The sequence below is a fragment of the Asticcacaulis sp. W401b genome (genome assembly GCF_046503825.1).
Taxonomy (GTDB): domain Bacteria; phylum Pseudomonadota; class Alphaproteobacteria; order Caulobacterales; family Caulobacteraceae; genus Asticcacaulis.
Genome location: NZ_JBKFEE010000038.1, coordinates 1 through 5013 on the forward strand (window position 1 = coordinate 1; position 5013 = coordinate 5013).

The window sequence follows — 5013 nt, forward strand, 5'->3', positions numbered from 1 at the left end:
GTGCATTATGCCGTAAATCGGATTATGCCGCATGGCCGAGCTTCGTGGCTGCGATGCCTGCGTTCGGCCATGCGACAGTTCGGCATAATAATCAGAGCGCCTCCAGGAACGCCAGCAGTTCGTCGTTCGGACGATACCTCCCGGGATGTGTTTCGGGGCTGGCGACCTGAGCGAGCGCCTTTTCCTTCAGCCGCATGTCCGCGTGGATATAGATCTGGGTCGTTTCCACGGATTCATGCCCAAGCCAAAGCGCGATCACGGATTGGTCGACACCGTGGTGAAGCAATTCCATCGCCGTGCTGTGGCGCAGCGTGTGCGGAGTTACGCGTTTTCCTGCGAGACTCGGACATGCTTGCGTTGCCGTCAGGCAATGCTTGCGCACCAGGTGCTCCAATGCATCCCGGCTGAGCCGCTCACCCCGGATCGACGGGAACAACGGTCCGTCGCTGTCCCGGCGTTCGCCGATCCAGGTCTGGATAAGCTTGGCCGTGTCGCGGCGAAGAGGCGTACTGCGTTCTTTTCGGCCTTTGCCGATGCAACGGATATGAGCTCCGGTGCCAAGGATCACATCCTTACACCTCAGGTTGACCAGTTCGGACGCCCGAAGTCCGGTCTGAAGTGCAAGCACCAGCAGGACATGATCACGCCGCCCCGCCCACGTCGTTCGATCCGGTGCGGCAAGCAAAGCCGCGATCTGATCCGCGTCGAGGAATGTGACGCTACGCTTTACATATCGCTTGTTCGGCATCGAGAGTATCCGCTGACAATGGAGAAGCCAGCTCGGATCGGTCAATGCGACGTAGCGGAAGAATGAGCGGATAGCGGCGAGCCGTGTATTGCGGGTGCGAGCCGTGTTCCCACGCACCGTTTCGACATAGGTCAGGAAGTCGGCGATGAGATCGGCATCGAGATCCTCGATCGTCAGTTTCGTCGGCGGCTTTCCACACCGCGCGCTTGCGTACCGGATCAGCAGCCGGAATGTATCGCGATAGCCGGCGATGGTATGTCGGCTCGCCTCCATCTGGGTGCAGAGCCGATCTGTGAAGAAGCGCTGGATCAGTGCGGGGAAGTTGTTCGTCTTCATCGAACTTCCACCTCCGCCGCTGAGCCGGTTATTCGGGCGGAGGCCAGTTCCAGCAGTTCCGGGACCGCTTCCAGATACCAGTATGTGTGGGCGGGGTTCGCATGACCGAGCCATGTCGTGAGCTTGATCATTTCGCGGCCGACGTCCTTGCCCGACCGATACCATCCCAGCATGGTCCGCACCGCGAACGTATGGCGAAGATCGTGAATGCGCGGGCCACGGCCGTGCCGAAGATAAAGCTGCGGTTCTCGCAATCCGATCTGCTGGCAGACATGCGCGAAGTTGTAGCGCGCACTGCAATCGCCAGGGCGGCGCCCCTCGCAGGTTACGAAGAACGCCTCCGGCTGGCGGCCAAGCAGTCGATCCCGCTCGCGACCGTAGCCTTCCAGCCGATGCACGACACTCGGGTCCAGCGGCAGCAGTCGTTCCTTGCCGAGCTTGCCCTGCCGGACATGCAGCACGCCGGATTCGACATCAAGGTCGGCAGGGTCAAGAGCAAGAGCTTCGCTGATCCGAAGCCCGGTCACGGCGATCAGGCCGAACAGCGTCGAGTAGGTCAGACCGCGAAGGCAGTAGACCGAAGGCAGCATTCGCGCATGCTCGATGATCGCAACGATTTCGGCATCGCTGTAGATATAGGGGTGAGAACGCTGAACACGGCCCGGCACCAATCCCCGTGGCGGAGCCTCGTGCCTTGGGTCCATGCCGTGCAACCATTCGGCAAACTGGCGGGCGACCCTGAAGCGTGTCGCCCGGGTTCCCGCGCTGGCGGAAGGCAGGCTTTCGAGCCAGCTCATGACAAGGCTTATGCTGATGTGCCGCGCTCCATCACGGTCGGCAAACGTGACGAAGCGGCGCAATATCCGTTCATCGGTGCTCAGATCGGCACCGAGCTGCCGTCTGATGGTGAGGTATCGGTCCATTTCAGTGAGGAAGCTCATCGCGCTTCCTCCGCGACCGGCCAGGGCTGGGCAATGGAACGCAGACCGTCCGTGTCGAGCTTTGCGTAGATCATCGTCGTTGCCCTCGATCGGTGCCGCAGCAGATCGCCGATCTCCTCTAGCGAGGCGCCGGCGCGAACCATTTTCGTTGCCAGGCTGTGGCGCAGAACATGCGATCCGACGTAGGGTGTTGGCGGCTTAACGCCCGTCGCAGCGAACGCCTCCTTCAAAATCGTGTTGATGACCTGGCTGTCCTTGAACGGACGGTTGGGTGCCCGATGCGTCACGAACAGCGCGCGCGTGGTTGCGGAGGAGCGATCCTCGCGCAGGTATTCGCTGATGGCTTCGCCGACGTCCGGCGGTATAGGAAGCCGATCGTGATGCTGGCCTTTTCCACGAACCAACAGTTCGCCGGCGCGCCAGTCTATGTCATCCAACTGGATCGCGATGATCTCCGGCGCACGCAGGCCGAGGCGCGCCATCAACAACAGCATGGCGTAGTCACGGGTGCCGCGGCGTGGATTGCTGCGCACCGAGGCTACGACGGTCTCTACCTCCTCAGGCGACAGGTATCGGGGGAGCCTCGCGCCCCAGGGTTTGTGCGCCCGAGGGACGCAGAGCGACAGGTTGGTCGTCGTGAGCCCCTGAGCGAACAGATACTGGAAGAAGCTGCGCAGATGCGTGGCCGGAGTCTTGTCGCGGAATGGCCTCTTGCGCGTCACAAGGCATTCCATGAACGCCACGACATCACGGACGTTCAGTGCCCGCAGGTCGAGCATATCGTCGCCGAAGCGATGATCGAGAAAGCGGTCCGCGAACCGGAGCACATGATATATCGTGCGCGGGCTGAGGCCCCGCTGCCGGACGAGATAGGTTTCGAAGTTGCCCAGCAGCTCGGCGCGTTCGGCTTGCGCAGGCGTCAAAGGCAGCTGTGTCGCGACGCCTATTTCAATCAGATGCGCAACGAACAGCCTTGCGAGATTGGGGATCTTCACCTGGCTCTTCGGCGTAGCAGGTAACCGCTGCCCCAACTCGACAGCAAGGTCCGGCGTCAATGCCGATGGCGCGATGCCCTCGGCGTCGAGCAAGCGCCCAAACCGCCGAAGCAGGCAACGATAGTTGTTCAGTGTGGCTGGTTTGTAGTTCTTGGATGAAAGACTTTTCTCGAACGACTCGAGATAGCAATCGAGGCAGGTAGTATCGCTGGATGGTTCCATTTCTTGTGCTCCATGTTGTTGGAGCAACAATCTTGGCGGCAAATCCGGAATGTTTGACCAGCCCTGCGGCGGATTTCGGCCTGACCACGTGAGTCCGCGGCAATCGATGAGGTTGTCCGCTTCGAGCCCAAACTTCCTGCATTTCTGCTGCGTGGCGAATGCTCGGAAACGGGCTTGACTAAATCATAACTACGTAGCTATGAATTGATTCATATCTGACGAGTTATGAACAATGTCCGAGAATATCAACACACTTCTGAAGGTTCTGGCTGATCCGAGCCGCCGCGCGATCTTTGAGCGGCTGTGTCGGGGGGGCGAGATGACCGTCGTGGCTTTGACGGAGCATGCCGGAATCTCTCAGCCAGCCGTTTCCAAGCACCTGGGCGTGCTAAAACGCGCTGGCCTCGTCCATGATCGCCAAGACGGTCGCAAGACACATTACTCACCCTTACCTGTCGCGCTTGCCCCACTCACGAACTGGGCCGCCGAGATGGCTCGCTTCTGGGAAGCGCGATTTGACGATCTCGAAGACCTGCTGAAAAGGACAGACCAATGAACGAAGCAACCATACAGACGCAATCCGTCGTGATCGAACGTGACCTTGCCTTTCCGCCAGACAGGATCTGGCGCGCACTGACCCAACCACATTTGATCGAGGAGTGGCTGATGAAGAACAACTTCTCGGCCGAACCCGGCCGGACCTTCACGATGAGCGGCGACTGGGGTTCAGTCGATTGCAAGGTCCTGCTGAATGAACCCGGCAAGACACTCTCATATACGTGGGTTGGCATGGGGATCGACACTATAGTGACCTGGGAATTGACCCCAACTGAGAATGGAACCCGCCTTCGTATGGAACAGACAGGCTTCGCCGCCGGTCAGGAGCAAGCCCGCAACGGTGCAGAATATGGGTGGAAACGGTTCCTCAATAACCTCGAAGGCATTTTGGCGACTATGGGTTAACGCCTTGGACAAGACCGCGATCACTGTTGAATCGTTGCTCGGCGATGCCAGATGGCAGGCCGAGCGGCGTGAATTGCGCTCCATCGTCTTGGACTTTGGCCTTACCGAGACAGTGAAGTGGGGCAAGCTCTGCTATCTCTTCGAAGAGCGGCCAGTCGCGATCATATTTAATCAGAAAGAGTTCTGTGCGCTTGGATTCCCAAAGGGTGTGCTGCTCACGGATGAAACCGACGCGCTGGTCGCCCCGGGAGCGAATTCGCAGAGCATGCGTCGACTCCACTTCACGTCGCCGTCTCACGTGACTGACAGTTCGAAGCTGATTCGTGCGTTTCTTCAGCAAGCGATCGACATCGAGCGCGATGGGCGAGAGATCGCGAAACCCGCCAAGGACGAGTTGACGCTGCCGGATGAGCTCTTGCAGGTGTTCGCAAGCGATCAGGAATACGCAGAGGCTTTTGACCAGCTCACGCCCGGACGAAAGCGCAGCTACGTCATCCATTTCAACGCCTCGAAGCGACAGGAAACGCGAACGAACCGGATCACCAAAGCGCGTGACAGGGTTCTGAAGGGGAACGGTCAGTTGGAACGCTGACGGCGGCGAGCGCGAAAAAGCAGTCATTTGTTTCACTTGATCAGACGGCAGCTTCGTCCGCATATCTGGCAGCCTGACTTCGAGAAAGACGGCATACCATCGGAACATCCGCATTCCTCGAAGCGCTCTGATTATGCCGAACTGCCGCATGGCTGAAGGAAGGCAAAACAGCTTCTTAGCTCGGCCATACGGCATAATCCGACTTACGGCATAATG

General features: G+C 59.3%; 6 protein-coding genes. 3 read left to right on the top strand and 3 right to left on the bottom strand.

Features of this window, described 5'->3' with window-relative positions:
* Window positions 1-91: 91 nt before the first annotated feature.
* From ACK8OE_RS20625 to ACK8OE_RS20635, 3 genes are read right to left on the bottom strand one after another with little or no spacing between them, the layout of a single operon-like run.
* On the bottom strand, window positions 92-1084 hold the full coding sequence (locus tag ACK8OE_RS20625) for a tyrosine-type recombinase/integrase (RefSeq protein ID WP_410274191.1): 993 nt from the start codon (window positions 1082-1084) through the stop codon (window positions 92-94).
* Window positions 1081-2025, bottom strand: a complete 945-nt coding sequence (locus ACK8OE_RS20630; protein ID WP_410274192.1) for a tyrosine-type recombinase/integrase — start codon at window positions 2023-2025, stop codon at window positions 1081-1083. Before ACK8OE_RS20630 ends, ACK8OE_RS20625 begins: the two co-directional genes overlap by 4 nt.
* Window positions 2022-3242, bottom strand: coding sequence for a site-specific integrase (locus tag ACK8OE_RS20635; RefSeq protein ID WP_410274193.1), 1221 nt, complete (start codon window positions 3240-3242; stop codon window positions 2022-2024). Before ACK8OE_RS20635 ends, ACK8OE_RS20630 begins: the two co-directional genes overlap by 4 nt.
* 232 nt (window positions 3243-3474) lie before the next feature.
* Between ACK8OE_RS20635 and ACK8OE_RS20640 the strand changes: the two genes are divergently transcribed.
* From ACK8OE_RS20640 to ACK8OE_RS20650, 3 genes are read left to right on the top strand one after another with little or no spacing between them, the layout of a single operon-like run.
* The gene (locus ACK8OE_RS20640; protein ID WP_410274194.1) at window positions 3475-3798 is read left to right on the top strand and encodes an ArsR/SmtB family transcription factor; all 324 of its coding nucleotides are present in this window, start codon (window positions 3475-3477) and stop codon (window positions 3796-3798) included.
* Entirely contained in the window at window positions 3795-4205 is a 411-nt protein-coding gene (locus ACK8OE_RS20645; RefSeq protein WP_410274195.1) for an SRPBCC domain-containing protein, read from the top strand. Before ACK8OE_RS20640 ends, ACK8OE_RS20645 begins: the two co-directional genes overlap by 4 nt.
* 4 nt (window positions 4206-4209) lie before the next feature.
* On the top strand, window positions 4210-4797 hold the full coding sequence (locus ACK8OE_RS20650) for a YdeI/OmpD-associated family protein (RefSeq protein ID WP_410274196.1): 588 nt from the start codon (window positions 4210-4212) through the stop codon (window positions 4795-4797).
* The last annotated feature ends 216 nt before the right edge of the window (window positions 4798-5013 follow it).